Origin of the sequence: Vibrio sp. 2096 (assembly GCF_033339595.1) — a bacterium.
GTDB lineage: Bacteria > Pseudomonadota > Gammaproteobacteria > Enterobacterales > Vibrionaceae > Vibrio > Vibrio alginolyticus.
The window spans coordinates 1-3,133 of sequence record NZ_JAWOUX010000042.1 but is presented as its reverse complement, the minus strand read 5'-3'; the positions used below and the strand labels follow the sequence as shown (position 1 = coordinate 3,133).

2 rRNA genes are annotated in these 3,133 nt (G+C 51.2%); both read right to left on the bottom strand.

From position 1 onward, the window contains the following. Positions 1-4 precede the first annotated feature (4 nt). Positions 5-121 (bottom strand): 5S ribosomal RNA (gene rrf / locus R7Q41_RS23795). 93 nt (positions 122-214) lie between these two features. Further along, a 23S ribosomal RNA gene (locus tag R7Q41_RS23790) occupies positions 215-3,105 on the bottom strand. Between the last annotated feature and the right edge of the window lie 28 nt (positions 3,106-3,133).

Here is a 3,133-nt window from a genome sequence, read left to right as displayed (position 1 = left end):
TAAAGCCTGGCGATGTCCTACTCTCACATGGGGAAGCCCCACACTACCATCGGCGCTATTTCGTTTCACTTCTGAGTTCGGCATGGAAATCAGGTGGGTCCAAAACGCTATGGTCGCCAAGCAAATTCTTTAATTCGGAAAGCTGTTTTTTAATTCTCGTTCTTACACATTCAATGTTCTTTCATTGAGTCCATCAAAACCCCTTGGGTGTTGTATGGTTAAGCCTCACGGGCAATTAGTACAGGTTAGCTCAACGCCTCACAACGCTTACACACCCTGCCTATCAACGTCGTAGTCTACGACAACCCTTTAGGATACTTAAAGTATCAGGGAGAACTCATCTCAAGGCTCGCTTCCCGCTTAGATGCTTTCAGCGGTTATCGATCCCGAACTTAGCTACCGGGCAATGCGTCTGGCGACACAACCCGAACACCAGAGGTTCGTCCACTCCGGTCCTCTCGTACTAGGAGCAGCCCCTTTCAATTCTCCAACGCCCACGGCAGATAGGGACCGAACTGTCTCACGACGTTCTAAACCCAGCTCGCGTACCACTTTAAATGGCGAACAGCCATACCCTTGGGACCGACTTCAGCCCCAGGATGTGATGAGCCGACATCGAGGTGCCAAACACCGCCGTCGATATGAACTCTTGGGCGGTATCAGCCTGTTATCCCCGGAGTACCTTTTATCCGTTGAGCGATGGCCCTTCCATTCAGAACCACCGGATCACTATGACCTGCTTTCGCACCTGCTCGAATTGTCATTCTCGCAGTCAAGCGGGCTTATGCCATTGCACTAACCTCACGATGTCCAACCGTGATTAGCCCACCTTCGTGCTCCTCCGTTACGCTTTGGGAGGAGACCGCCCCAGTCAAACTACCCACCAGGCACTGTCCGCAACCCCGATAAGGGGTCGACGTTAGAACATCAACACTACAAGGGTGGTATTTCAAGGACGGCTCCACGCAATCTAGCGACTGCGCTTCAAAGCCTCCCACCTATCCTACACATGTAGGGTCAATGTTCAGTGCCAAGCTGTAGTAAAGGTTCACGGGGTCTTTCCGTCTAGCCGCGGGTACACTGCATCTTCACAGCGATTTCAATTTCACTGAGTCTCGGGTGGAGACAGCGTGGCCATCATTACGCCATTCGTGCAGGTCGGAACTTACCCGACAAGGAATTTCGCTACCTTAGGACCGTTATAGTTACGGCCGCCGTTTACCGGGGCTTCGATCAAGAGCTTCGACCGAAGTCTAACCCCATCAATTAACCTTCCGGCACCGGGCAGGCGTCACACCGTATACGTCATCTTGCGATTTTGCACAGTGCTGTGTTTTTAATAAACAGTTGCAGCCACCTGGTATCTGCGACTCTCAATAGCTCCATCCGCGAGGGACTTCACCGTCGAGAGCGTACCTTCTCCCGAAGTTACGGTACCATTTTGCCTAGTTCCTTCACCCGAGTTCTCTCAAGCGCCTTGGTATTCTCTACCCGACCACCTGTGTCGGTTTGGGGTACGATTCCTTACAATCTGAAGCTTAGAGGCTTTTCCTGGAAGCATGGCATCAATGACTTCACATCCGTAGATGCTCGACGTCGTGTCTCAGCCTTAAGAGAAACCGGATTTACCTAATTTCTCAGCCTACGCACTTGAACCTGGACAACCGTCGCCAGGCCCACCTAGCCTTCTCCGTCCCCCCATCGCAATTGTAAGAAGTACGGGAATATTAACCCGTTTCCCATCGACTACGCCTTTCGGCCTCGCCTTAGGGGTCGACTTACCCTGCCCCGATTAACGTTGGACAGGAACCCTTGGTCTTCCGGCGAGGAGGTTTTTCACCCCCTTTATCGTTACTCATGTCAGCATTCGCACTTCTGATACGTCCAGCATGCGTTACCACACACCTTCAACCGCTTACAGAACGCTCCCCTACCCAATGCACTAAAGTGCATTGCCGCAGCTTCGGTTTACTACTTAGCCCCGTTACATCTTCCGCGCAGGCCGACTCGACCAGTGAGCTATTACGCTTTCTTTAAATGATGGCTGCTTCTAAGCCAACATCCTGGCTGTCTGAGCCTTCCCACATCGTTTCCCACTTAGTAGTAATTTGGGACCTTAGCTGGCGGTCTGGGTTGTTTCCCTCTCCACGACGGACGTTAGCACCCGCCGTGTGTCTCCCGGATAGTACTTACTGGTATTCGGAGTTTGCAAAGGGTTGGTAAGTCGGGATGACCCCCTAGCCTTAACAGTGCTCTACCCCCAGTAGTATTCGTCCGAGGCGCTACCTAAATAGCTTTCGGGGAGAACCAGCTATCTCCAGGTTTGATTGGCCTTTCACCCCTAGCCACAAGTCATCCGCTAATTTTTCAACATTAGTCGGTTCGGTCCTCCAGTTGATGTTACTCAACCTTCAACCTGCCCATGGCTAGATCACCTGGTTTCGGGTCTATATCCAGAGACTGAACGCCCAGTTAAGACTCGGTTTCCCTACGGCTCCCCTAGATGGTTAACCTTGCCACTGAATATAAGTCGCTGACCCATTATACAAAAGGTACGCAGTCACAGGACAAAGCCTGCTCCTACTGCTTGTACGTACACGGTTTCAGGTTCTATTTCACTCCCCTCACAGGGGTTCTTTTCGCCTTTCCCTCACGGTACTGGTTCACTATCGGTCAGTCAGTAGTATTTAGCCTTGGAGGATGGTCCCCCCATATTCAGACAGGATATCACGTGTCCCGCCCTACTCGATTTCACTGAACACACGTCGTCAACTACGGGACTATCACCCTGTATCGTCGGCCTTTCCAGGCTGTTCGTCTAACGCGTGTAAAGCTTAAGGGCTAGTCCAATTTCGCTCGCCGCTACTTTCGGAATCTCGGTTGATTTCTTTTCCTCGGGGTACTTAGATGTTTCAGTTCCCCCGGTTCGCCCTGTTGAGCTATGTATTCACTCAACAGTAATACCTTATGGTATTGGGTTTCCCCATTCGGAAATCCCAGACTCAAATGGTTTTTACTACCTAATCTGGGCTTATCGCAAGTTAATACGTCCTTCATCGCCTCTGACTGCCAAGGCATCCACCGTGTACGCTTAGTCACTTAACCATACAACCCGAAGGAGTTTCGAGTTGAT